Source organism: Rhizobium sp. PRIMUS64, from assembly GCF_023006465.1.
GTDB lineage: Bacteria > Pseudomonadota > Alphaproteobacteria > Rhizobiales > Rhizobiaceae > Rhizobium > Rhizobium leguminosarum.
The window spans coordinates 17467-40330 of the sequence record NZ_JALBGX010000051.1; the positions used below are offsets into that span (position 1 = coordinate 17467).

Annotated in this window: 22 protein-coding genes, 1 pseudogene and 1 riboswitch; of the genes and pseudogenes, 17 read left to right on the forward strand and 6 right to left on the reverse strand. The window is 61.2% G+C overall.

Features of this window, described 5'->3' with window-relative positions:
* Position 1 precedes the first annotated feature (1 nt).
* Together MOV76_RS20285 and MOV76_RS20290 are read right to left on the reverse strand one after the other, a co-directional pair.
* Positions 2-1474, reverse strand: a complete 1473-nt coding sequence (locus tag MOV76_RS20285) for a sensor histidine kinase (RefSeq protein WP_247265158.1) — start codon at positions 1472-1474, stop codon at positions 2-4.
* A 125-nt stretch (positions 1475-1599) separates the two neighbouring features.
* On the reverse strand, positions 1600-2595 hold the full coding sequence (locus tag MOV76_RS20290; RefSeq protein WP_247265166.1) for an AraC family transcriptional regulator: 996 nt from the start codon (positions 2593-2595) through the stop codon (positions 1600-1602).
* Between the two features lie 90 nt (positions 2596-2685).
* Here MOV76_RS20290 and MOV76_RS20295 point away from each other — a divergent pair, with 90 nt between their 5' ends.
* Positions 2686-3054: a DsrE family protein gene (locus MOV76_RS20295; RefSeq protein WP_018242638.1), complete on the forward strand. Its 369-nt coding sequence runs from the start codon at positions 2686-2688 to the stop codon at positions 3052-3054.
* A 182-nt stretch (positions 3055-3236) separates the two neighbouring features.
* Positions 3237-4517: a bifunctional sulfur transferase/dioxygenase Blh gene (gene blh, locus MOV76_RS20300; protein WP_247265159.1), complete on the forward strand. Its 1281-nt coding sequence runs from the start codon at positions 3237-3239 to the stop codon at positions 4515-4517.
* A gap of 64 nt (positions 4518-4581) precedes the next feature.
* Here blh and MOV76_RS20305 read toward each other — a convergent pair whose 3' ends face one another.
* Positions 4582-5184: a tetratricopeptide repeat protein gene (locus MOV76_RS20305; protein ID WP_020572879.1), complete on the reverse strand. Its 603-nt coding sequence runs from the start codon at positions 5182-5184 to the stop codon at positions 4582-4584.
* Positions 5185-5405: 221 nt separating this feature from the next.
* Positions 5406-5661: riboswitch (cobalamin riboswitch) on the forward strand.
* 177 nt (positions 5662-5838) lie between these two features.
* Between MOV76_RS20305 and MOV76_RS20310 the strand changes: the two genes are divergently transcribed.
* From MOV76_RS20310 to MOV76_RS20325, 4 genes are all read left to right on the forward strand, one after another.
* Positions 5839-6855 (forward strand): ABC transporter substrate-binding protein, encoded by a 1017-nt coding sequence (locus tag MOV76_RS20310; protein ID WP_130729168.1) that lies wholly within the window; start codon positions 5839-5841, stop codon positions 6853-6855.
* A gap of 5 nt (positions 6856-6860) precedes the next feature.
* The gene (locus MOV76_RS20315; protein ID WP_205936565.1) at positions 6861-7892 is read left to right on the forward strand and encodes an iron ABC transporter permease; all 1032 of its coding nucleotides are present in this window, start codon (positions 6861-6863) and stop codon (positions 7890-7892) included.
* A complete protein-coding gene (locus MOV76_RS20320; protein WP_130729167.1) occupies positions 7889-8653 on the forward strand; it encodes an ABC transporter ATP-binding protein in 765 nt (254 codons plus the stop codon). The genes MOV76_RS20315 and MOV76_RS20320 overlap by 4 nt, the downstream gene beginning before the upstream one ends.
* A 98-nt stretch (positions 8654-8751) precedes the next feature.
* Positions 8752-9315: a hypothetical protein gene (locus MOV76_RS20325; RefSeq protein ID WP_018242633.1), complete on the forward strand. Its 564-nt coding sequence runs from the start codon at positions 8752-8754 to the stop codon at positions 9313-9315.
* On the opposite strand, the pseudogene MOV76_RS20330 reads toward MOV76_RS20325, so the two are convergent.
* Positions 9312-9802 (reverse strand): annotated as a pseudogene (locus tag MOV76_RS20330) (HIT family protein). The gene MOV76_RS20325 and the pseudogene MOV76_RS20330 overlap by 4 nt on opposite strands.
* A gap of 221 nt (positions 9803-10023) precedes the next feature.
* Between MOV76_RS20330 and MOV76_RS20335 the strand changes: the two are divergent.
* Complete coding sequence (locus tag MOV76_RS20335) at positions 10024-10947, forward strand: MYG1 family protein (RefSeq protein WP_018447112.1); 924 nt, start codon at positions 10024-10026, stop codon at positions 10945-10947.
* Positions 10948-11078: 131 nt separating this feature from the next.
* Here the strand turns inward: MOV76_RS20335 and MOV76_RS20340 are convergent, their stop codons facing one another.
* Positions 11079-11723, reverse strand: coding sequence for a LysE family translocator (locus tag MOV76_RS20340; RefSeq protein WP_018447113.1), 645 nt, complete (start codon positions 11721-11723; stop codon positions 11079-11081).
* A 267-nt stretch (positions 11724-11990) separates the two neighbouring features.
* Between MOV76_RS20340 and MOV76_RS20345 the strand changes: the two genes are divergently transcribed.
* From MOV76_RS20345 to modA, 7 genes are all read left to right on the forward strand, one after another.
* Positions 11991-12380 carry a cytochrome c family protein gene (locus tag MOV76_RS20345; protein ID WP_018242629.1) on the forward strand — a complete coding sequence of 130 codons (390 nt, stop codon included), beginning with the start codon at positions 11991-11993 and terminating at the stop codon, positions 12378-12380.
* A 148-nt stretch (positions 12381-12528) separates the two neighbouring features.
* The gene (locus tag MOV76_RS20350; RefSeq protein WP_018242628.1) at positions 12529-13347 is read left to right on the forward strand and encodes a cytochrome c oxidase subunit II; all 819 of its coding nucleotides are present in this window, start codon (positions 12529-12531) and stop codon (positions 13345-13347) included.
* Between the two features lie 58 nt (positions 13348-13405).
* Entirely contained in the window at positions 13406-15199 is a 1794-nt protein-coding gene (gene ctaD, locus MOV76_RS20355; RefSeq protein WP_018447114.1) for a cytochrome c oxidase subunit I, read from the forward strand.
* Positions 15196-15915, forward strand: coding sequence for a cytochrome c oxidase subunit 3 (locus MOV76_RS20360; RefSeq protein WP_247265160.1), 720 nt, complete (start codon positions 15196-15198; stop codon positions 15913-15915). Before ctaD ends, MOV76_RS20360 begins: the two co-directional genes overlap by 4 nt.
* Positions 15916-15926: 11 nt before the next feature.
* On the forward strand, positions 15927-16646 hold the full coding sequence (locus MOV76_RS20365; protein WP_018242625.1) for a heme-copper oxidase subunit III family protein: 720 nt from the start codon (positions 15927-15929) through the stop codon (positions 16644-16646).
* Positions 16647-16671: 25 nt separating this feature from the next.
* On the forward strand, positions 16672-17037 hold the full coding sequence (locus MOV76_RS20370) for a cytochrome C oxidase subunit IV family protein (RefSeq protein ID WP_018242624.1): 366 nt from the start codon (positions 16672-16674) through the stop codon (positions 17035-17037).
* A gap of 42 nt (positions 17038-17079) precedes the next feature.
* Entirely contained in the window at positions 17080-17808 is a 729-nt protein-coding gene (gene modA, locus MOV76_RS20375) for a molybdate ABC transporter substrate-binding protein (protein WP_247265161.1), read from the forward strand.
* A gap of 158 nt (positions 17809-17966) precedes the next feature.
* On the opposite strand, the gene MOV76_RS20380 is transcribed toward modA, so the two are convergent.
* On the reverse strand, positions 17967-19004 hold the full coding sequence (locus tag MOV76_RS20380; protein ID WP_047621154.1) for an AraC family transcriptional regulator: 1038 nt from the start codon (positions 19002-19004) through the stop codon (positions 17967-17969).
* Between the two features lie 121 nt (positions 19005-19125).
* On the opposite strand from MOV76_RS20380, the gene MOV76_RS20385 reads away from it, so the two are divergent.
* The 3 genes from MOV76_RS20385 to MOV76_RS20395 all read left to right on the forward strand — a co-directional run bounded on the left by MOV76_RS20385 (position 19126) and on the right by MOV76_RS20395 (position 22812).
* Complete coding sequence (locus MOV76_RS20385; RefSeq protein WP_247265162.1) at positions 19126-20577, forward strand: APC family permease; 1452 nt, start codon at positions 19126-19128, stop codon at positions 20575-20577.
* The gene (locus tag MOV76_RS20390) at positions 20574-20747 is read left to right on the forward strand and encodes a hypothetical protein (RefSeq protein ID WP_165419709.1); all 174 of its coding nucleotides are present in this window, start codon (positions 20574-20576) and stop codon (positions 20745-20747) included. Before MOV76_RS20385 ends, MOV76_RS20390 begins: the two co-directional genes overlap by 4 nt.
* A 76-nt stretch (positions 20748-20823) precedes the next feature.
* On the forward strand, positions 20824-22812 hold the full coding sequence (locus tag MOV76_RS20395; protein WP_247265163.1) for a primary-amine oxidase: 1989 nt from the start codon (positions 20824-20826) through the stop codon (positions 22810-22812).
* The last annotated feature ends 52 nt before the right edge of the window (positions 22813-22864 follow it).

The following is a 22864-nucleotide window of genomic DNA, read 5'->3' on the forward strand; positions in this document are numbered from 1 at the left end:
GTCATTCATTCCGCAGACGATCTGCGGGAGCGTCGAGACGGAAGGAAAAACCCGTTTCGGCGAACGAGATATCCACACTGCCTCCGGTCTCCGCGGCAAGGCCGCGCTGGATGAGGACCGTGCCGAATCCCTTCCTTTTCGGCTGCTCGACACGCGGTCCGCCATGTTCGTCCCAGTCTATGCGGTAGCGTTGCGTTCCGTCGTCGATGATTTGGAGGGAGCATTTGACACTGACGGCGCCGCCATCATTCGACCATGCGCCATGACGGACAGCGTTTGTGCCGAGTTCGTGAAAGGCCATGGTCAGCGCCAGGGCCGTTTTTGCGGAAACCCGGATATCGTCTCCGGTCAGCTTCCATCGCTCGCCGTCCGGCCGATGCGGAACGGTCGCCTGGTCGAGCGTCTGTTTCAACGACGCGCTGCTCCACAGTTCGCCTGTCAACAGATCATTGGCACGGCCGAGCGACACCAGCCGCGCCGTGAAACTGTCCAGTGCACGAGGGATGTCTTCAGCATCGCGGAAGGTGCGGTACGCAAAAGCCTGCACCATCGCCAGATTGTTCTTAACGCGATGGTTGAGCTCATGAACGATAAGTTCCAGCTGTTGCTGCTTGCGTCGCCGCTCGGTGATATCGGTCGCGGCCCCAAACCATTCGACGATAGCGCCGCCGTCATTCAAAACTGGAACCGCTCGTGACAGCACCCAGCCGGTACTGCCGTCGGCCCGCCGGACGCGATGCTCACATTCGAAAACACCCTTGCTTGTGATGGCCTCGTCGATCACCGCCTGGATCGCGGGAATGTCCTCGGGAAACAGATAGGCCTCCTGCCACGCGACAGTTGGATTGGCCGTGTCTGCGAGAACATTGCGACCGTCGAGCTGCTGCATCTCCTTCCAGTCGGCGCTCATACGGTAGACGATGTCGGTCGTCGCAGTCGTGAACGCCCTGAACCTCTCTTCGCTCTCGCGCAGCCGACGCTGGGCAAGGACGCTTTTCGTGGTTTCGACGACGATCGCGATGACGCCGGCGGGTTTTCCGCTTTCGTCGAGGACGGGCGAATAGTCGAGGTTCATCCAGGCAGGAGCCGGACTGCCGTGGCGCAACAACGTCAACTCCTGATTCTCGTAGGCGAGTGTTTTCCCTGACAGTCCGACCTTCATCACATTGTCATTAAAGTCGGCAATTTCGCTCCAGCCCTCGCGGACCTTCGAACCGAGAAGATCCGGATGACGGCTGCCTGCGAACACGGAGTAGGCGTCGTTATAGATCATCACGCCGTCTTCGCCCCAGAGAAGAACGATTGGCACGGGTGAAAGCAAGAGCATATTGGTGGCCGTCTTCAGACTTTGCGGCCAGAGGTCGAGAGGACCGAGCGGCGTTTTGCTCCAGTCGCGGGTCTGGATCAGCCGGCCAATTTCTCCGCCACCGACAGGAAAGCGAGCTGTAAGTGGCTGAGGGGATTCGGAATCCAAGGCTCGCTCCAAATTTTGATGGTGTTTCTAATTAGCGCATCCCTTGATTTTTTCCACCCATGGATGTCGTGGCTTCTCCCTACCAACCTCTCTTGAGCATCGGCGCTTATTGAGCCGATCACCCTCTACGCCCGCGCCATCGCCCGCCAGGCGGCCGGCGGGGTGGAGAAGGCGCGGGAGAAGGCGCGGTTGAAGGCGGCTTCGGTGGCATAGCCGGCCTCGTAAGCTATCGCAGCGATCGGCTGGCTTGTGGTGGCGAGCGCCACGCTTGCGAGGTAGAGCCGCCAGTCCCTGATATAGCGGATCGGCGAGGTCGAGAGCACCGTCTGGAAGCGATCGGCGAGGGCGCTGCGCGAGAGGCCGGAGGCCGCCGCCAGTTGCTCCAGCGACCAGTCGCGTTTGGGATCGTCATGAATGAGGGAGAGGCAGCGCGAGAGCGCGGGGTCGCCGAGCGCTGCCAGCCAGCCGACGGAACGCGACTCGGCCATCATGATCTGATGGCGCAGGATCTCGATGAAGATGATTTCGGTCAGCCGCGGCAGCATCGAGACGCCGCCGGCGCGCGGCCTGTCGACCTCCTCGACCATCTGGCGGATGGTGGCGCGCAGCCAGTCGCCGTCATTGGCGGCCCGCGTTCTGACATGGATGAGCCTGGGCAGCGCCTGACGCAGCGGGGCAAAGCTCAGCCCGTCCCATTGCAGATAGCCGCAGAGCAGCCGCACGCCTTGCACCGCCTCGCCGTAGCGCAGCACGGGAATCTCACGCCACGGCTTTTGCGGCAGGTCGCGGGTCGGCAGCACCAGCTTGCCGTCTCCTCCCGCGCCGAGCTGATGGCCGGTGGCGAAGGGAAAGACCAGCACGTCGCCCGCCTCGAGATCGGTCTCTTCACCTTCCGTCTTGAGCCAGCAGTGGCCCTCCACAACGATGTGAAACGGCATCGTGCCCGAAGCCTTCGCCGAAAGGCTCGCCAAGGCCGGCGTGGCATCGGTCTGCCAGTCGCCCGTCGGCATGAAGCAGAACTGCAGTGATCCCGACAGGCGGATCGTCGACAGCAGCGCCGACAGCACGTCGTCACGCGCGACACCCGCAGCGCCTGGATTTTCGGACAAGGCTTCACGCATTCCGGCCAAATACGCGCCCCGCGCACCCTCCTATCATCAGCTCGTTCAAACCGGGTGAACGCTGTTCACCCTGACAAACGGGAGAATACTATGCAAACCCAAAGCGACAAACTGGTCGTGCTCGTCACCAAAGGCATCGAATCCGAACTTTCCTCCGTCGCCTTCACCATTGCCAATGGCGGCATCACCGCCGGGCTGAAGGTCTCGGTGTTCCTCACCAGCACCGGGATCGACCTGGTGCGCAAGGGCGGCCAGCGCATGACGCATGTGCCGCCGCTCGATCCGCTGTCGAGCCTGATCGAGAATTTCCAGCAGCGCGGCGGCACGATCTGGGCTTGCCCGCCCTGTGTGACCTCGCGCGGTTATACGCAGGAAGACTTGCTCGACGGCGTCGTCATCGTCGGTGCCAGCGCCATGCATGCCGAGATCAAGGAAGGTGCTGCGACGCTGTCGTTTTGACGATACTCGGCCGGGATGGGCGGGAGTTTGGGCGGCGTCTCCCGCCGGTTTCTTCAGGCTTTGCGGATCGGCGACAGGTGCTGAGAAATACCAAGCGCCTATTCTTGCATTCGGCAATATACTTGTGAGATTGTATCGATATACGTGCGATAATGCCTGGTGCGGGCAGCGCGGGGGCTTCGATGACATCCGTGAGGGTCAATGAGCTGATATCGGTGGCGGGGCAGCCCGACGCCGCAGGTTTTGCCGCCTTCGCGGCTGATGGCTTTGCCGCCATCATCAATGCCCGGCCGGATGGCGAGGAGCCGGGGCAGCCGGGCAATACCTCGGAAAAGGCTTCCGCCGCCGCCGCCGGGCTCGCCTATAGCTTCGTGCCGGTGAAGGGGACCGAGATCACCGAGGCCGACATCCGTGCCTTCCAGGCAGCGATGGCCGAGGCCAAGGGACCGGTCGTCGCCCATTGCAAGAGCGGCACGCGGGCGTTGACGCTCTACGCGCTGGGCGAGGTGCTCGACGGGCGGATGAAGCCCGGGGATGTCGAGGCCTTCGGTCAAAACCTCGGCTTCGATCTTGCCGGCGCGCGCCGCTTTCTGGAAAAGCGGGCAGGGCAGGCGGCTCATGTGAAGGCCTTCTTCGAGCCTCGCACCTGCAGTGTGCAATATGTCGTTTCCGATCCGGCGACGAAACGCTGCGCCATCATCGACCCGGTGCTCGATTTCGACGAGATGTCGGGGGCGACGGGAACGGCCAATGCCGACGCCATCCTCGCTCACATCGAAAGTGAAGGGCTGACGGTCGAGTGGATCCTCGACACGCATCCGCATGCCGATCACTTCTCCGCCGCGGATTATCTGCATGAGAAGACCGGCGCACCGACGGCGATCGGCGCCCATGTCACCGAAGTGCAGATGCTCTGGAAGGAGATCTACAACTGGCCGGCGCTTAAAACCGACGGCTCGCAATGGGACCGGCTGTTTGCCGATGGCGACACGTTCGAGATCGGCGCGCTCAAGGCCCGCGTGATGTTTTCGCCCGGGCACACACTCGCCTCAGTGACCTATGTGATCGGCGACGCCGCCTTCGTGCACGACACGGTGTTCACGCCGGATTCCGGCACAGCGCGAACCGATTTTCCGGGCGGCAGCGCTAGCTCCCTCTGGCACTCGATCCAGGCCATCCTATTGCTGCCCGAGGAGACCCGGCTCTTTTCCGGCCACGACTACCAGCCCGGCGGCCGCCACCCGCGCTGGGAAAGCACGGTGACCGCCCAGAAAAGCGCCAATCCTCATATCGCAGGCATCGACGAGGCTGGCTTCGTTGCGCTGCGCCAGGCGCGCGACCGCACGCTGCCGAAGCCGAAGCTGATGTTGCATGCGCTGCAGGTCAATATCCGCGGCGGGCGGTTGCCCGAGCCGGAGGAGAACGGCCGGCGGTATTTGAAGATACCGCTGGATGCGTTGTAGGGGCGGAGTGAATAGAACGGCGACGGCGTCTGGACGATTGCGCCGCCGGACAAAGGGCTGAGTATCAGGAACGACCTTTGCCATCGAGCAATTCTGATACTGGAAGCGGCAGGTCTGGATGTGCACGACATAAATCGAGCAGATCTTCTCTTGCATCAGGGTAATCCTGAAGCGCTGCGCGACGGTACCATTTGAAAGCCTCTGTCAGATTGATCTCGCAGCCCACGCCGTGCTCTTTCATTTGGGCTAGCCTGTATTGCGCACCGGCATGATCCTGGTTTGCGGCCTGGCCGTACCATCTTACGGCGTCTGTTGGATCGATATCGCAACCGTCGCCGTCCTCTCTCATCAAGCCCAATAAATACTGTGCGTCGGCATGGCCTTGACTGGCGGCTCTATCAAGCCACTCGACGCCTTCCGGCGCGCTCTGTGCAACGCCGTCCCCCATGAGATACAGGCCAGCCAGGAGGAATTGCGCATCGACATGACCTTGTTCGCCCGCTTTCCGAAGCCATCTCGCGCCTTCGGCTTTATCCCCGGTGACACCTTCACCTCGTGCGGTCATATGGCCTAATTCAAATTGTGCTTGTGCATCGCCTTGCTCGGCTGCTTGGCGAATTGCGTCTATCCTGGCTGCGGCGAGATCGGTGCTATCCGGATTGCTCATTGCTACATCAGACCTCGTTGAAATCGGTGGCGCCAAAGCTATGTCGGGGGCCCGCCTTCCGCAATCCGTCGTGACGCACGCCGACTGATGACCCGACGCCAGCGCCGCAGACGATAGCTTTTGCGCGAGGGTGCTGGCGAGTTTTGCTTCGAGGTCTCGCAATTTGCCGCGGTGGGCCGGCACGATCCTCCGCAATAATCATTGACGTTAGGCAGGTCTGCGACGTAACTGGGTTCGACGGTTCCCTGAAGATGACTCCAAGGGGATTAATAGGGAACACGGTGAGGACGACCCAGTAGGGACCGAGACCGTGGCTGCCCCCGCAACTGTAAGCGGATTGTCGATCATCTCAGGAGTGGCCAGCGACTGGCCATCTCTGAAGGGCCTATGGCCCTGCCACTGCGGATATCGCGGGAAGGCGGATGTAACGACGGATATCCGCAAGCCAGGAGACCTGCCGTCAATCACGATCCAATCAACCGGGCGGGGATGCCCGGACAAGGAACAGATATGATTGACCTGCTGAACCTTCGCCGAATTCCGGCATGCATCCGTCTCGATTGGGCCTCCTGCGGCTAGGGCACGCCTAAGCGTGCTTTCGGTCCGCGCACATGCGCGGAACGGCCGTGATTTTTTCCTTCATCGAGGTTTTCCATGCGCCAGATTCTCGCCGCCATGACATATGCCTTCGGGCTTGCCGGCCTTGCGGCACCAAGCCTTGCCGCGACGCACTACCCCCTGACCGTCAGTAATTGCGGCCAGCAGGTGACTTTTCAGAAGGCGCCCGCCAGGATCGTTTCGATCGGCCAGGGTATGACCGAAATTCTTTTCTCGCTCGGCCTTGCCGACAAGATCGCCGGGACGGCCGTCTGGGTCGGTCCAGTCCTGCCGCAATATGCCGAGGCCAACAGCAAGATAAAGCGGCTTGCCGACAACGATCCGAGCTTCGAATCCGTCGTCGGGCAGGAGCCCGACCTAGTGGCGGCCGAGTTCGAATGGCATGTCGGCGCGCAGGGCTCCGTCGGCAAGCGGGAACAGTTCAAGGATCTCGGGATCAATACCTATCTCGCGCCGGCCGATTGCATCGCCAAGGTCAACACAGATGGCGGCGACGGCGTGCGTGGGGAATTGTTCACGATGGACCTGATCTACCGGGAAATCGCCGAGCTCTCGGAGATTTTCGACGTGAAGGACCGCGGCGATGCGCTGATTTCGGCGCTGAAGAAGCGCGAGGCGGATGCTGTCGCGTCGATATCGGGCGCATCGGGCAAGAACCTGCCCGTCGTCTTCTGGTTCTCCAGCAAAGAGGTCAGCGGCGACGCCTTCATCGCCGGCAAGAACAGCGCGCCCGCCTATATCCTGAAGACGATCGGTGCGAAGAACGTCGTCACCACGGAAGAGGAATGGCCGCTGGTGGGTTGGGAAACCATCACCCAGGCGAACCCTGCCGTCATCGTGCTCGCGACCATGGACCGCCGCCGTTATGCGGCTGACGATCCTAAGGTCAAGGTCGATTTTCTTGAGAGCGACCCTGTGACCAAGGAGCTCGACGCGGTCAAAAACAAGCACTTCGTGATGATGGACGCGCAGTCGATGAACCCGACGATCCGCACGATCGATGGCATCGAGACATTGGCGAACGGCATCAAGTCCTTCGGCCTGGCGCAGTGAAGGCAATGTCGGTCAGGCAACAGGGATGGTGGGCGCTTGCCGCGCTCACCATTGCCGCACTTCTCCTGCTCGGGCTGATGATCAGCCTTGCCGTTTCCATCGGCGAGATCGCAATTCCCGTTGCGACCACGGCGGAGGCGGTCTCGAACCGGCTGTTCGGAACGAATTTCGAGATCAGCCGCATCCACCAGGGCATCGTCTGGGATTATCGTCTGAGCCGCGCGCTCGTCGCGGCCAGCGCCGGCGCATCGCTCTCGCTCTCCGGTGCGATCCTGCAGGCGCTGCTGCGCAATCCGCTGGCCGAACCCTATGTGCTCGGCATCTCCGCCGGCGCCTCGACGGGCGCCGTCTGCGTGATGATCCTCGGCTTCGGCTACGGTATTCTCGGCCTCTCGAGCGGCGCCTTCATCGGTGCGGTGATCGCCTTTCTGCTGGTCGGCTTCCTGGCAACGGGTGCGGGAGGAAGCGGCGAGCGCATCATCCTTTGCGGCGTCGCCGGTTCGCAGCTCTTCAATGCGCTGACCTCCTACATCGTGACGACATCGGCGAATGCCGAGCAGGCGCGCGGCATCCTGTTCTGGCTTTTGGGTTCGCTCAGTGGCGTGCGCTGGCCCGATGTCTATCTGTCGGTGCCGATCGCGCTTGCCGGCTTCATCATCTGCATGGCCCATGTGCGGGCGCTGGACGCCTTCGCTTTCGGCACGGATGCTGCCGCCTCGCTCGGCATTGCCGTACGCCGCGTCCAAATCGTGCTGTTCGGCATGACGGCGGCGATGACGGCAAGCGTCGTTAGCATGGTGGGTTCGATCGGCTTCGTTGGCCTCGTCATCCCTCACGCCGCCCGCTTCCTCGTCGGGCCGGGGCATGGGCGGCTGCTGCCGGCAACAGCGCTCGGCGGTGCGATTTACATGGTCGGCGCCGATATTGTTTCGCGCGTCATCATTCCGCAGCAAATCCTGCCGATCGGCGTCGTCACCGCGCTTTTCGGCGCGCCGGCCTTCGCCATCATCCTCTATCGCGTGCGAGGGAATGCATGAGTATCAGCGTCGACGAGGTAAGCTTTGCCGCCGGCGATACCGTCATCGTCAACGGCGTCAGCCTAACGGTGGAAAGGGGCAAGGTGTTCGGCCTGCTTGGGCCGAACGGTTCCGGCAAATCGAGCCTTCTCAGATTGATTTGCCGGCTGCGCAAGGTTCGCAGCGGCGTCATCCGGCTGGGTGATGACGATATATCCTCGCTGTCGCGCGCAGCGCTTGCGCGGCGCGTCGCCTTCGTCGAGCAGCAGACGACGACGGATACGCAATTGACGGTGCGCGACGTGGTGCGGCTCGGCCGCACGCCGCATCGCGGGCTGTTGTCGTCCTGGGGCGCCGGAGACGACGCAGCCGTCGACGAGGCCCTGTCGCGGACGGGCATGCGGGAGAGGGCGGGCCAGCTCTGGCAGACGCTGTCGGGCGGTGAGCGCCAGCGCGTCCATATTGCCAGATCGCTGGCGCAGGCGCCGAGCGAACTGATGCTCGACGAGCCGACCAACCATCTCGATATCCAGCATCAGCTCGACATTCTCTCGCTGATCTCGAAGCTCGGCATCACCTGCATCGTCGCGCTGCACGATCTCAATCTGGCGGCGATGTTCTGCGACAGGCTGGCGGTGCTTCAGAAAGGCGAGGTCGTCGCCTCGGGGGCGCCGGAGGAGGTGCTGACGGAGGATATGATCGGCCGGGTCTTCGGCGTTCGCGCCCATGTCCAGAAATCGGCCGTGCACGGCCGGCATCATATCCAATACGTCATGGATTGAGGAATGGCGGGGAATTTCGATCTCAAGAGGAGGTATGGCCTCGCTAGCCTTTTTCCCGGACTGGCGTATTATTTCCTGCGGTCGAATGGAGTTTCGAGATGCTCGAACGAAATCAGCTTCCCCTGCGCCCTGTCGCACCCGGCTTCGCTGTCGCCTGGGTCGTCGTCATTTCAGGTGCGAGCGTCGCTCTCAGCCTGCTTTTCGCCTGCATAACGCCCTTCGTGGCCTTGGCGGCGGTATCGGCTGTCATTCTTCCCCGGCGGATGGCGGTGACGGCGGTTCTGCTGGCCTGGCTCGCCAACCAGATGGTCGGATATCTCGTGCTCGGTTATCCCCAGACCTGGGACAGTTATGCCTGGGGTCTGGCGATCGGTATCGCGGCATTTGCGTGCCTGGCTACGGCGCTCGGGGTACTTCGTCTGTCGACAGATCTTACCGTTACGATGGCCGGCGCCTTCCTGGCCGGGTTCGTTGCCTATGAAGGCGCGCTGTTTGCTGCAACGGCGGTGCTTCCGTCAGGTGAGGGCGCGTTTTCGGCAGCGGTGGTGGCGAATGTTCTGCTAATCAATTCTCTCGCGGCGATCGGGCTCATCTGCCTGCATGCCGGCGCGGCGGCCAGCCGGGCGCTTGTCGCAAGACAGCCGGGAACGGTGTTGTCTTAGGCTTCAGGCGCCGAAAACCGCATTGTCTCCCGCAGCAGCTCGATGGCCTCTGAGACCGATGGCCCTTTGACCGGTGGCGGCTCTGCGCGTTCGCAGAACTCGCGCCAGACAAACAGCGTCAGTTCCGCGCCACCCGTTGCGGTTTCCCCTGGCCCCTCTGCGAAATTCTCGAGCAGACGATAGCGAGCGTCCTTCCAGAACAACTCCTCCACCCAGTCATATATCGGGATCACATGAAAATGGATCGGGTAACCAGGCGAGTGCCCGTATCGGCCGATATAGACGCGCTGAGCATTCAATTCAAAGCACTCTGAGCTCTTGCCAGCAAAGGGCCGAATTCAGCCAAAGCATCTTCGGACAAATCCGACAGATCGTTGGTGTCGGTCTTGGAGCTGATCATGAGGTAACCGGGAAGGGCAGAATTGATGCGGTGGTTCACAAACCATCCTGCCGTCTCGGCGACGTGAAAGTGCTGGGGAATCTCCACGGACTTACTCCTGATGCACCCTTCAGGGGCTTCGATGAATCCCGCTAGAGGCCGGTATCGCGGTGACGTCAGAAAGGACGCTGTAACACATTGGATTGCTGCATCATTTTATTCTTAAATCGACTCCGATTTAAGGTATGGGTTGAGATAGCAGCCGGCAACGGTTATTTGGTGCCGACCTGCAAGCGGACTCTCCGCGAACGACAAGGCGCATAGCTCCCATGATCCCCGATTTCCTCGTCACCCATTCCGGTGGCTTTCATGCCGACGAATTGCTGTCGAGCGTCATCCTGACCCGGCTTTTCCCGCAGGCGCGGATCGTCCGCAGCCGGGCGCCGGAGTGGATCACGCCGGGCGAAGACCGGATCATCTATGATGTCGGCGGAGCCTATGACCCCGCTGCGGGGATGTTCGATCACCACCAGCGCGGCGCGCCGCTGCGCGACGATGGCCAGCCCTACAGCTCGTTCGGCCTGATCTGGAAGCATTACGGCCGTGATTATCTCACGGCCTTCGGCCTTCCCCAAGCACATGTGGAAGCGATGCATGGCTCTTTCGACGCCAGCTTCGTGCTGCCGGTCGATCTGACTGATAATGGCGCGCTCAGCCCCTCGGGGCCGTTGGCCGGGTTGACGCTGCCGGCGCTGCTGGAGACCCTGAAACCGGTTTTCGACGAAGCGGACCCTGAGGCCGATAACCGCGCCTTCCACGCGGCCCTTGCCATTGCCCGCAGTTTCGTTGAGGCCAGGATCGCCCAGAGTGCCGCAAAATTGCGGGCCGAGGCGATTGTGCATCGGGCAATCGAAGCTGCGGGGCAGGGGCGTGTTTTGGAATTGCCGAGGGGCATGCCTTTCCGTCCCGCCATCGTCAAGGCGAGCGCCGATCACCTGCTGTTCGTCGTTCATCCGCGCGAAAAGGACTGGTGCGTGACCGGCATCCGGCGCGCCGAGGAGGGGTTCGAGCTCAGGGCTGATCTGCCGGCGGCCTGGGCCGGGCTCACCAATGGCGCACTGGAGGCGGTTTGCGGCATAGAGGGCGCAAGCTTCTGCCACAACGGCCGCTTCATCGCCGCCGCCAGGACCCGCGAGGCGGTGCTTGCCATGGCCGATTTGGCGGTAAAGGAGGCGCTTTCAATCGGGGCGTAGTTAAATGGCGGCGGTTGAGGTTGCGCGAGGCCAGTATCATATCCAGTCCCGGCGGCAGGTCGCTGATCCTGTTGCCGCCCTCCGGACGTTCGCCCAGCCTTTCTGTGACGAAGGCGGTTTGCCCGTCTTCGCTATCCGGCCTGCAATGTCGCCATCTTGGCGCCGAAGCCGATGAAGACCACGCCTGTCGCGGCTTTCAGCCAGCGCTGGAAGCGCTGGTTGCGCGCAGCTCTGGCGAGCCTCGCAAAGAGCAGGACCATCGAGCCGAACCAGATGACGTTGAGGCTGGCATGGACGGTGACCAGAAGGAAAGCCTCGCCGATCGCGGCCCGGCCATTGGCATCGTGATAGATGAACTGCGGGAAGACCGCGAGGTAGAACATCGACACTTTCGGATTCAGGGCGTTGGTGAGGAACCCCTCGAGGAAGGCGCGGGGGAGATGCCTTACCTTACGGGAAGGGGCCACTGACGTTACGGAAGCATAACCGCGCCAAGCACCGACCAGCGCCTTGATACCGATCCAGCAGAGATAGGCGGCGCCAATCAATTTGACGACGAGGAAGGCCTGCGCCGACTGCGCCAGCAGCAGGGAGATGCCACAGATCGACAGGGTGCCGTGCACATAGAAGGCGGCGACGAAGCCGGCAATATTGGCGAAACCGGCGCCACGCCCCGAGGCCGGCACCGTCTTGGCGATGAGGATGCCGTTGGGCCCGGGGGAGATGATCAGCAGCGCGGTGACGAAAGCAAAAGACAGAATTTCAGCAATCGACATTGCGCGCCTTTCCTGGGCTGGTTTCGAGGGCGGCCTTGAAGCCGACGGTCAAGTATGTCGTCGCCGATACCGCCGTCAATATCCAATCCTCGAGGGTGACGGACCCGCCCGGGAGGACTGGACCAGGCCTGGCCCGCGTCCCAATTGTGGAAGCGATTGACTTGCTATCGTGAAGGACTAAGCTTTACGCCATACAACCACCACTCACACGCGAGAGATAACGGAGGGTGTGAGTGGCTGGCAACCTTGAGGAGGATGAGGTTTGCCATGGATTACCGTGTTGTTCTGCTGATCGGCGCATTCGTGATTGCTCTTTTCCCTGGTAACGCCGGGGCGCAGGAGGGCGATGCGACGGCGGGTGCCACCGTTTTCAAGAAATGCGCGACCTGTCATGTCGCCGATACCGATACGAACAAGGTCGGCCCGTCGCTGAACAAGCTGTTCGGCAGAAAGGCCGGGACGCATCCGAATTTTGCCTATTCGGCCGGAATGAAGGCTGCCGGCGAGGGCGGTCTCGTCTGGGACGAGACAGTGCTGCGCGACTATCTCCACAATCCGAAAGCGAAGGTGAAGGGCACGAAAATGGCCTTCGTCGGCGTGAAGGACGACAAGGAGATCACCGATCTCATCGCCTATCTCAAGCAGTATTCCCAATGATGGGCAGCAATACTCCAAACGACGGTTCGCGGCCGGCGGCGCATGCCTAAATTGCCGTAATTGCCGATATTTTCTATCTGTGCGATAATAAAACAGACTTTTTTGCGGAATGCGGTTTCACGGGTCGACTGCTCAGGGAGGAGCGGAAATGGCTGTCGTGCTGATCCTCGTCCTGATTGTCGTCGGCTCCGTGCTGTTCCATGTGCTGAGCCCGTGGTGGTGGACGCCGATCGCGTCCAACTGGACCTATATCGACAGCACCCTCGTCATCACCTTCTGGATCACCGGCATCGTCTTCGTGGCGGTGGTTTCGTTCATGGCCTATTGTGTCTTCCGCTTCCGGCACAAGCCGGGCAACAAGGCGCATTATGAGCCCGAGAACCGCAGGCTGGAATTGCTGCTGGGAGGAGGAACGGCGCTCGGCGTCGCGGCGATGCTGGCACCCGGCCTCATCGTCTGGAACCAGTTCATCACGGTGCCTGCCGATGCCGCATCGGTTGAGGTCGTCAGCCAGCAGTGGCTATGGAGCTTCCGGCTGCCCGGAGCCGACGGAAAGCTCGGCCGCGCCGAGACGCGCGACGTCACCCCGGAAAATCCGCTCGGCCTCGACAAGAATGACGCAAGCGGTCTCGACGACGTTATCATCGAGGGCGGCGAGCTGCATCTGCCGATCGGCAAGCCGGTGCACATATTGCTGCGCTCCGTCGATGTGCTCCACGATTTCTATGTGCCGGAATTCCGCGCCAAGATGGACATGATCCCCGGCATGATCACCTATTTCTGGTTCACGCCAACGCGGACGGGGACCTTCGAGATTCTCTGCGCCGAACTCTGCGGCGTCGGCCATCCGCAAATGCGCGGCACCGTCGTCGTTGACGAGGATGCGGACTACCAGACCTGGCTCGGGCAGCAGCAGACATTCACCCAGTTGACGGCGTCATCGGAAGCGTTGCCGCCGGCAAACTGAACCGGTCAGGCGGCGTGCCGGTTCAAGGAACCGGCGGGGAAAAGGGAGGAGAGAGATCATGGTCGAGATTCCATCCGGAAGCATTCCATCCGGTAGTGCTGGCGCCATCCCCTCCGCCGAAGTCGAGGATGTCGAGCTTTATCATCCACATAGCTGGTGGACGAAATATGTGTTCAGCCAGGATGCCAAGATCATCGCCGTGCAATATTCGATCACCGCCATCGCAATCGGCCTGGTGGCGCTGGTGCTCTCCTGGCTGATGCGGATTCAGCTCGCCTTTCCCGGCTATTTCGCCTTCATCGATGCCGATCACTATTACCAATTCATCACCATGCACGGCATGATCATGGTGATCTATCTCCTGACTGCGCTCTTCCTCGGCGGCTTCGGCAATTATCTCATTCCGCTGATGGTCGGCGCGCGCGATATGGTCTTCCCTTACGCGAACATGCTGAGCTACTGGATCTATCTGCTTGCGGTGCTGATCCTCGCCGCCGGCTTTTTCGCGCCTGGCGGCCCGACGGGGGCGGGCTGGACGCTTTATCCGCCGCAATCGGTTCTGTCAGGCACGCCTGGCGGCAAGGACTGGGGCATCCTCTTGATGCTCTCCTCGCTGATCGTCTTCATCATCGGCTTCACGATGGGCGGGCTGAACTATGTGGTGACCGTGCTGCAGGGGCGGGCGCGCGGCATGACGCTGATGCGGATGCCGCTCACCGTCTGGGGCATCTTCACCGCGACCGTGATGGCGCTGCTTGCCTTTCCCGCGCTCTTCGTCGCCTGCGTCATGATGATGTTCGATCGCGTGCTCGGCACCAGCTTCTTCATGCCCGCCATCGTCGAAATGGGCACGCAGCTGCAGCACGGCGGCGGCAGCCCAATTCTCTTCCAGCACCTGTTCTGGTTCTTCGGGCATCCGGAGGTCTATATCGTCGCACTCCCGGCCTTCGGCATCGTTTCGGATCTGATCAGCACGCATGCGCGCAAGAACATCTTCGGTTATCGCATGATGGTCTGGGCGATCGTCATCATCGGGGCGCTGAGCTTCGTCGTCTGGGCGCACCACATGTATGTCAGCGGCATGAACCCGGCCTTCGGCTTCTTCTTCGCCACCACGACGCTGATCATCGCCGTCCCGACGGCGATCAAGGTCTACAACTGGGTGCTGACGCTCTGGCGCGGCGACATCCACCTGACGCTGCCGATGCTTTTTGCGCTCGCCTTCATCGTCACCTTCGTCAATGGTGGTCTGACCGGCCTCTTCCTTGGCAACGTCGTCGTCGACGTGCCGCTGTCGGATACGATGTTCGTCGTCGCGCATTTCCACATGGTCATGGGTGTGGCGCCGATCCTCGTCATCTTCGGGGCGATCTATCACTGGTATCCGAAGGTCACGGGACGCATGCTGAACGACGTGCTCGGCCATATCCACTTCTGGATCACCTTCCTCGGCACCTATGCGATCTTCTTTCCGATGCACTATCTCGGCCTGCTCGGCGTGCCGCGTCGCTACTTCGAGATGGGAGAGACGGCCTTCGTTCCGCCTTCGGCCCATACTCTGAACATCTTCATCACCGTCATGGCGCTGATCGTCGGGGCCGGGCAGATGGTCTTCCTGTTCAATCTGGTCTGGAGCCTTTTCCGGGGCAGGGAGTCCGGTGGCAATCCATGGCGGGCAACGACGCTCGAATGGCAGACGCCGCAGACGCCGCCCGCGCATGGCAACTGGGGTAAGGATCTGCCTGTCGTCTACCGCTGGGCCTATGACTACAGCGTGCCGGGGGCGGCCGAGGATTTCATTCCGCAGAATGTGCCGTCAGGCGGCGGCGTAACCCGGGAGATCCACGCATGAACGTCATCCTGGTCTTCCTTGCCGCCATCGGCGCCATCATCTTCTGGTGGCTGGCAGGGCAACGGCTGAGCTCGAAGCCCTGGCTGGAAACCGGGTCAGTACAGCTGCCGGCTCATGACGGCGTCGACCGGCAACAGTCGCCCGCGCCGGCAGTGAAAATCGGTCTCTTCGTGTTTCTCGGCGTCGTCGGCGCCGTCTTCAGTCTTGCCGTCAGCGCCTATTTCATGCGCATGGCGTCCGCCGATTGGTGGGCAATGCCGGTTCCGCGCCTCCTCTGGGTGAACACCGCAGCACTCGCCTTGAGCAGCGCCGCGCTGCAATGGGCCAAACGAGAAGCGGGGCATGGCCGCATGGAAAACCTGCGGCCGGCGCTTGCCGCCGCGTTTGTCCTTGCCGTCGCTTTTCTCGTCGGACAGGTCCAGGCATGGCGGGAGCTGGTATCAGCCGGCTACGTGCTTGCCGACAATCCTTCCAACAGCTTCTTCTATATGCTGACTGGCCTGCACGGCCTGCATATCCTCGGCGGGCTTGCCGTGCTTTCGCACACGACGGTCAGGGCATTCTCTACCGACATTGCGCCGGAGAGGCTGCGCCTCAGCGTCGATCTTTCCGCCATTTATTCGCATTTCATGCTCGCCGTCTGGCTCTTGCTCTTCGCGCTCTTTGCTGGCTGGGCGAATGATTTCGTCGATCTCTGCCGCACACTTCTGAACTAGGAGATTTGCAGATGGCACAGACTATCGGGATACACGGTGAGCCAGACGTAAGGCCCGCCGGCCTGCGCGGTGTCGCCGCCGATTTCAGTTCGGATCAGCGCGCCTTCAAGACCGCCTCCTGGGGCAAGGCGATGATGTGGATCTTTCTGCTCAGCGACACCTTCGTCTTCGGCTGCTTCCTGATCGCCTATATGACCGCCCGCATGTCGACGCCCGTTCCATGGCCCAATCCGAGCGAGGTCTTCGCGCTGCATATCGGCGGCCAGGACGTGCCGCTGATCCTGATTGCGATCATGACCTTCGTGCTGATCTCCAGCAGTGGCACCATGGCGATGGCGGTCAATTTCGGCTATCGCCGCGACCGCCGCACGACGGCGATCCTGATGCTGCTGACGGCCGTTCTGGGCGCATGTTTCGTCGGCATGCAGGCCTTCGAATGGACGAAGCTGATCACCGAAGGCGTGCGCCCCTGGGAGAACCCGTGGGGAGCGGCACAGTTCGGATCGACCTTCTTCATGATCACCGGCTTTCACGGCACCCACGTGACGATCGGCGTCATCTTCCTCCTCATCGTCGCCCGCAAGGTCTGGCGGGGCGATTTCGACCAGGAACGGCGCGGCTTTTTCACCAGCCGGAAAGGCCGCTACGAGGCCGTCGAGATCATGGGCCTCTACTGGCACTTCGTCGACCTGGTCTGGGTCTTCATCTTCGCGTTTTTTTATCTGTGGTAGGGCTCATATCTGTGGTGAGGTCGTCATGAGCGAAACAACGGCGCATGCACAAAGCCAAACGGTGCACGCACAAGCACACACCGGACAGCAGCACCCGATCCGGCTCTATCTCCTGGTCTGGGGCCTGCTCTTCGTGCTCAGCGCAGCGTCCTACATGGTCGATTATCTCGGCGTCCAGAGCTACTTGAGGTGGACGCTGATCCTGCTGTTCATGATGCTGAAGGCCGGTCTGATCGTCGCCGTCTTCATGCACATGGCCTGGGAACGGCTGGCGCTCGTCTACGCCATCCTGCTGCCGCCGCTGCTGGTGCTGGTTTTCGTGGCGCTGATGGTATCGGAAGCGGACTACACGATCTTCACCCGGCTCGCCTTCTTTGGGGCTGGGCCGTAGGGTCTGTTGGACAGGATCGATAGATCGGAGCGGACTTCGGCCATGACCCAGGAAATCCGGCTCTTTGGCCCTATTGCGGTTCGACCCGCCGTCCTTGCTCTCATATCCCAGTTCGAAAAGGCCACTGGATTCACAGTTGCGGTCAAGTGGGAGCTCAATCCTGTCGTCAAAAAGCAGATTGAAGCCGGGGGATCTTTTGACCTCGTCATCACCAATCCGAACCTGATCGAGGATCTCACCGCCTTGGGAAAAGTCAAGGCGGGGAGCGAGGTCGCATTCGGCCGGATAGCAATGGGGGTGGCGGCCAAGGCGGGCGGTCGGCCGCTCGACATTGGGTCGGTGGAAGCATTCAAACATGTGTTGAAGAGCGCCAGATCGATCGCCTACGCCAGTGAAGGAAGCAGCGGCGGCTACTTCTCCGGTTTGCTGGAACGCTTGGGAATAGCCGATGAGGTGAAGCCCAAGCTGGTGGCCATATCAGGAGGGCAGACAGCGCCGTCCGTAGGCCGTGGGGAGGCCGAGTTGGGCGTCGTTCCCGTGACTTCGATTATCGCCGCCGCTCCCGAGGTCATGCTTGTCGGTCGGTTTCCGGCAGAACTCCAAAGTTACATCGACTTCGCCATTGGCATCAGCGCCGATTCAACGGACGCAGAAGCTGCCAGGCAGCTGTCGGAATTTCTGACCTCGACAGCCGCTGATGACACCTTGGCGGCAAAGGGCGTCGAGCGCCGCCATCGAGCAGGCGCAACGCCCAAGGGAGCCTCACCCTGAGTTGCCCCGGCGTTAGATACAATGGCGCAAGAAGCGACGCTGCGGCGCGTCCTTCGAGGCGATCCTGCGGATCGCACCTCAGGAATGAGGGGCGTTGGAGATTGCCGCGCTTTGGCGTGGGCAGCAATCGGGCGATCTCCGTTGCCGTGCATCTTCGATCAACGTCTCGAAGATAGGTGGTTTCCTTTCTTCTCCCAGGACCGCAGCGCACGCCAGAGCACTGTGTTGTCTGCATAACCCAACACACGCGCAATCTCGGACATCGGTGCGACTTGTTGGTCGCCGAGATAATGGGCGGCGAGTGTCTGGCGGTGCTGGCGAACGAGATCGCGAAGCGACACGCCTTCCTCCGACAGTCGGCGCTGCAGGCTTCGCGGCGACATCTTCAGTTCGGCGGCGAGGGTTGCGACCGTGATCGGCCTTTGGCCGAGATAGATGCTGATCAGAGCCTGGACCTTTTCCGTGACGACATCACCGGCCGCTGGCTCGTTGACCAGATCGCCGATATGCCGCTCCAGGATTTCGATCAGGCTTTTGTCTTCCGAACGGTACACACGATCGGCATCCGCCTTGTTCATGACGATCCGGTTGCCGGATTGGCCGAACAGGATGGGCGCGCCATAGATGCGTTCCAGCACGCTGGCGTCGCGCGGGGCCTGGTGCTCAAGCTGGATTTCGATCGGCCGCCAGCCACGGCGGAAGCACGACCGGACGAGCTGACACGAGGCGGCAATCGTGAATTCGCTGTCCTGCCGGCGTGGCCACATGCTGGGATCGACGATCCGGTAGGTCCAGACAAAATCGCCATTCTCCTCGAACACGCCGGAACTGGTCGCGCCCTGGACCGCGTTGACATATTTCGACAGCCGTTCGAAAGCGCTGCGAATGGTCGGCGAGAGCGCAAAGAGCATGCCGATAGGGCCGATGTCGGCGGGCTTGAATCCGGTGCCCATGCGGGCTCCCAGTGCCGGTTCGCCGGTTATGGTCGCCGCATCCTCGAACAGCGCGACATAACGCGCCATGGGCAGGACAGCATAGGGGTCTTCCAGTTGCGAGCGCAGAATGCCGTGCGAAGCCAGAAGAAGGTCGGTTTTCCCGGATCTTTTATCGATTTGTTGCACCAGCGGGATCAAAACGGAGGCTCGAATTGAAGCAACTGCGGGCATGCGGCTGATCAAATGCGATGCAACTGCCATTTTCAGCGTCTCCGGTGACCTTCGTGGCGCGAATTATCGATTCATTGGCATAAACTGCAATTTCGGGGCCAGATCGCCGCGCTTACCTTCTTCGCAACAGACAAGCAAAGAGGGGTTCTCCATGACACTGGAAGCAAGCATACCCGCACCATCATCGCCGGAGCGTCGTCTGGCCAAGGACTCGGTCGGCCTCGCCCACATCGTGTTCTTCGTCGTTGCTGCGGCCGCGCCGCTCACGGCCGTCGTCGGCGCTTCGCCGGCCGCCTTCGCTTTTGGCAATGGCGCAGGGGTCCCCGGCGCTTTCGTGCTTGCCGGCCTGCTCTACCTGCTCTTCTCGGTCGGCTTCACCGCCATGAGCCGGCATGTGGGCGGGGCAGGAGCCTTCTACACCTATATCACCCATGGCATCGGCAAGCCGGCTGGCGTGGGTGGCGCCTTCATGGCGCTGGTCACCTATAGCGCGGTTCAGATCGCCATTTATGGCCTGTTCGGTTTCTTCATGGCCAATGCCATAGCGCCGCTTGGGCTGGTCCTGCCCTGGTGGGCTTGGGCCTTCGCAGCACTCGTCGTCGTGCTGGTCTGCGGTCAGCGTAACATCGCCTTCTCAGGCGCGATCCTCGGCGTCTGCATGATTGCCGAAATCGCCATATTGCTGGTTCTGGATCTTGCCATCGTCTTTTCAGGCGGCGGACCAGAAGGCATCAGCTTCTCCTCCTTTGCGCCATCGTCGGTCTTCGCGCCCGGTCTTGGTGTGGCGCTGGTCTTCGTCATCGGTTCCTTCATCGGCTTCGAAGCTACGGCCATTTTCGGCGAGGAAGCCGAAGATCCGGAAAAGACCATTCCCCGCGCCACCTATGTTGCCGTGCTGCTCATCACCCTCTTCTATGCTTTCTCCACCTGGGCAATCGTGCAATTCTACGGTCCGGGCAAGGTGCAAGCCTCTGCGGCTGCCAGCCTTGACAGCTTCTACTTCACCGCCGCCAATTCCGTGCTTGGCGCATGGTCGAGCCAGGCGATGAACGTGCTGCTGATCACCAGCCTGTTTGCCTGCATCCTGTCCTTCCACAATACGCTCAACCGCTATTTCTTCGCCCTTGGCCGTGAAGGCCTGGCCGCACAGGTGCTTGGCAAGGTTCACGCCAGGCATGGCTCACCCTATGCTGCAGGTCTGCTGCAAAGCCTGATCGCGGCCGTCGTCCTTGGCCTGTTCGTGATCTTCGGCGCGGATCCCTACACCGTCGTGTTCTCGTGGATGGCGGCGCTTGCGGGTATCGGTATCCTGCTGGTGCAGGTGCTTGTCTCGGTCGCGATCATCATGTTCTTCCGCAAGACGCCGAACAGCTACAGCGCCTGGACCACAATGACCGCTCCGACACTCGCGCTCCTCGGCCTCATTGGTTCTCTGGTGCTGGTCAGTTCCAATCTTTCACTCCTTTCCGGCAGCGAAAGCCTGATCGTCAAGGCTTTCCCCTATGCCATGGTGCTGGTGGGCATTCTTGGCGCGCTGTTTGCGATCCGGATCAAGAGATCCAAGCCCGCTCTCTACGCCTCGCTCGGAAAGGTCTTCGAATGAGTGCCGTTGCTGAATTTGCACCCGTCGATCGCCTTCTAGTTCTCGCGGTCGCGATCCTTGCCGGCGCAACATTGCTGGTTGCCGTCGAGGCCCACGCCTTCTGCTCGGTGTTCTGCATTCATGCAAACCAGATGATGATCGATACGCAGATCTGTTCCGGTCGATCCTGATCACCGCAGCTTGCGACGCGCCATGGTGCGTCGTCTCTCCCGAAACCAAGAGGCCCCGAAACCAAGAGGTATTTCAATGGACGCCGTTGTCGCAGTCCCCCATCCGCTCGATCCCCTGAGCCTCGCTGAGATCGCTTCTGCCGTTGCCATACTCAAGGATAGGCAGACACTCGCACCCACCTTCCGCTTTCCGATAACCCGGCTGGAGGAGCCGACCAAGGCGGATCTTGCCGCCCAACGCTTGGGCGACAGGCTGCCGCGCCTCGCCTTCATCCTGGCAATCGACATCAGCAATGGCGAAACCTTCGAGGGCATCGTCGACCTGACTACCGGCACGGTGTGCTCCTATATCCGGCTGCCTCTCGATGAACTGCCCTATGGCCAGCCGCCGATCATGCTGTGCGAATTCGAAACCGTTGAAGGCACCGTCAAATCCGATCCGCGCTGGATCGCTGCCGTCAAGAAACGCGGCATTACCGACGAGGATATTCCGCTCATCCAGATCGATCCTTTTTCCTCGGGCTATTTTGGCCGCGAGTTCGAGAAGGGAAAGCGCATCGTCCGCGCGGTGTCCTATTGGCGCGAGGATATCCGTGACAACGGCTACGCGCATCCGATCGAGGGCGTGGTGGCTGTGGTCGATCTGATCACCAACCGAGTGGTCGATCTCGTCGACGACGAGAAGATCATTCCGGTCCCGAGGAGGAAGCGCAATTATGGCCGCGAAACCTTCCCGGAACCGCGGCCCGATCTCAAGCCGCTGAATATCGTTCAGCCGCAAGGGCCGAGCTTTACTGTCGACGGCTGGAAAGTCGAATGGCAGAACTGGAGTTTCCGTGTCGGTTTCACCCCGCGCGAGGGCCTCGTTCTGCATGAACTCGGCATCAAGGATCAGGGTAGGCTTCGGCCAGTCGTCTTTCGCGCCAGTGTCACTGAAATGGTCGTGCCTTACGCCGACCCGACCGCGAACCACTATTGGAAGAGCGCCTTCGATGCCGGCGAATATGGCCTCGGACGCCTGGCCAATTGCCTCGAACTCGGCTGCGACTGCCTCGGCCATATTCACTATTTCGACGTGCCGGCGGCGGATGATTTCGGCCAGCCCTTCACCATGAAGAACGCCATCTGCATGCATGAGGAAGATTACGGCATCCTCTGGAAGCATTACGAATTCCGCAACGGTATTTTCGAAGTGCGCCGTTCGCGCCGCCTCGTCATCTCCTTCTTCGCAACCGTCGGCAACTACGATTACGGCTTCTACTGGTATCTCTACCAGGACGGCACGATCCAACTCGAAGCCAAGCTCACCGGCATCATCCAGACGGCGGCGGTCGCGACCGGCGAAACCTATCCATGGGGCGGCATGGTCGATGACAATCTCGGCGGTCCGACCCACCAGCATTTCTTCAATGCGCGCCTGCACATGGATGTCGACGGCGGCGACAATACCGTGACCGAACATGAGTTCGTGCCGCGTCCCTGGGGTGAAGACAATCGCTATGGCAATGTCTTCGATACCAGGACCCGTGTGCTGAAGCGCGAACTCGACTCCCCGGCCCTCGCCAATGGCGAGACCGGCCGTTACTGGAAAGTCTCCAACCCCAACATCCAGAACAGTGTCGGCAAGGCGCCGGGCTACAAGATTGTCGTCATGCCGTCGCCTGTCATGCTTGCCCAGCCGGATTCGACCGTTGCCCAGCGCGGCGGCTTCGCCAAGAAGCACATCTGGGTCACCGCCTTCGATGCCAGGGAAAAATATGCGAGCGGCGATTACCCAAACGTGCACGCCGGCGGCGACGGTCTGCCGGGTTATGTCAAGCAGAACCGTAATATCGAGAATGCCGATGTCGTGCTCTGGCATTCCTTTGGCCATACCCATGTCTGCAAGCCCGAAGATTTTCCGATCATGCCCGTGGAATATGCCGGCTTCACGTTGAAACCGAACGGCTTCTTCGCATCCAACATCGCCATGGACCTGCCGCCGGAAGGAAACGGCCAAAGTGTCGACAGTCGCCTGCAGCCTTCGCCCGACGACATCGGAAACGGTTCCTGCTGCCACACATAGCTGTAATACTACGGCTGTTCCTTTTTAAATTGCTTTTTGATAGTCCGACGGA

Bases quoted from the DNA above. Each gene is read 5' to 3' on its own strand.
- ctaD (WP_018447114.1), top strand. From the start codon at position 13,406: ATGGTCGAGATTCCATCCGGAAGCATTCCATCCGGTAGTGCTGGCGCC.
- MOV76_RS20320 (WP_130729167.1), top strand. From the start codon at position 7,889: ATGAGTATCAGCGTCGACGAGGTAAGCTTTGCCGCCGGCGATACCGTC.
- MOV76_RS20380 (WP_047621154.1), bottom strand. From the start codon at position 19,004: ATGGCAGTTGCATCGCATTTGATCAGCCGCATGCCCGCAGTTGCTTCA.
- MOV76_RS20305 (WP_020572879.1), bottom strand. From the start codon at position 5,184: ATGAGCAATCCGGATAGCACCGATCTCGCCGCAGCCAGGATAGACGCA.
- MOV76_RS20390 (WP_165419709.1), top strand. From the start codon at position 20,574: ATGAGTGCCGTTGCTGAATTTGCACCCGTCGATCGCCTTCTAGTTCTC.
- MOV76_RS20340 (WP_018447113.1), bottom strand. From the start codon at position 11,723: ATGTCGATTGCTGAAATTCTGTCTTTTGCTTTCGTCACCGCGCTGCTG.
- blh (WP_247265159.1), top strand. From the start codon at position 3,237: ATGACATCCGTGAGGGTCAATGAGCTGATATCGGTGGCGGGGCAGCCC.
- MOV76_RS20395 (WP_247265163.1), top strand. From the start codon at position 20,824: ATGGACGCCGTTGTCGCAGTCCCCCATCCGCTCGATCCCCTGAGCCTC.
- MOV76_RS20365 (WP_018242625.1), top strand. From the start codon at position 15,927: ATGGCACAGACTATCGGGATACACGGTGAGCCAGACGTAAGGCCCGCC.
- modA (WP_247265161.1), top strand. From the start codon at position 17,080: ATGACCCAGGAAATCCGGCTCTTTGGCCCTATTGCGGTTCGACCCGCC.
- MOV76_RS20315 (WP_205936565.1), top strand. From the start codon at position 6,861: ATGTCGGTCAGGCAACAGGGATGGTGGGCGCTTGCCGCGCTCACCATT.
- MOV76_RS20310 (WP_130729168.1), top strand. From the start codon at position 5,839: ATGCGCCAGATTCTCGCCGCCATGACATATGCCTTCGGGCTTGCCGGC.
- MOV76_RS20360 (WP_247265160.1), top strand. From the start codon at position 15,196: ATGAACGTCATCCTGGTCTTCCTTGCCGCCATCGGCGCCATCATCTTC.
- MOV76_RS20370 (WP_018242624.1), top strand. From the start codon at position 16,672: ATGAGCGAAACAACGGCGCATGCACAAAGCCAAACGGTGCACGCACAA.
- MOV76_RS20385 (WP_247265162.1), top strand. From the start codon at position 19,126: ATGACACTGGAAGCAAGCATACCCGCACCATCATCGCCGGAGCGTCGT.
- MOV76_RS20290 (WP_247265166.1), bottom strand. From the start codon at position 2,595: ATGCGTGAAGCCTTGTCCGAAAATCCAGGCGCTGCGGGTGTCGCGCGT.
- MOV76_RS20325 (WP_018242633.1), top strand. From the start codon at position 8,752: ATGCTCGAACGAAATCAGCTTCCCCTGCGCCCTGTCGCACCCGGCTTC.
- MOV76_RS20345 (WP_018242629.1), top strand. From the start codon at position 11,991: ATGGATTACCGTGTTGTTCTGCTGATCGGCGCATTCGTGATTGCTCTT.
- MOV76_RS20350 (WP_018242628.1), top strand. From the start codon at position 12,529: ATGGCTGTCGTGCTGATCCTCGTCCTGATTGTCGTCGGCTCCGTGCTG.
- MOV76_RS20335 (WP_018447112.1), top strand. From the start codon at position 10,024: ATGATCCCCGATTTCCTCGTCACCCATTCCGGTGGCTTTCATGCCGAC.
- MOV76_RS20295 (WP_018242638.1), top strand. From the start codon at position 2,686: ATGCAAACCCAAAGCGACAAACTGGTCGTGCTCGTCACCAAAGGCATC.